Raw genomic sequence first — 288 nt, forward strand, 5'->3', positions numbered from 1 at the left:
CGGCAATGGCGACAAGGGCATCCCGAACGGCAAGCCGGTCGACGAATGGGGCATCAAGGTCGACGAGAATTCGCGTCCCGTCGGTTCGTGCTCCGCGCGCGGCGGCGACACCAACGCTCCGGCCTCTGTCTATGCCATCCAGAAGTATCTGGATTGGCTGAAGGCCTATGCGCCGCCGGAAGCCCAGGGCATGACCTTCTCCGAATCCGGCCCCGTGCCGTCGCAAGGCAATGTTGCCCAACAGATCTTCTGGTATACCGCCTTCACCGCCGACATGGTCAAGCCGGG

At 63.5% G+C, this 288-nt stretch carries 1 pseudogene; it reads left to right on the forward strand.

What is annotated here, in order from left to right:
* A pseudogene (locus tag EN807_RS34785) lies at positions 1–288 on the forward strand (carbohydrate ABC transporter substrate-binding protein); the annotation flags it as partial.

Origin of the sequence: Mesorhizobium sp. M5C.F.Ca.ET.164.01.1.1 (assembly GCF_004792125.1) — a bacterium.
Lineage (GTDB): Bacteria > Pseudomonadota > Alphaproteobacteria > Rhizobiales > Rhizobiaceae > Mesorhizobium > Mesorhizobium wenxiniae.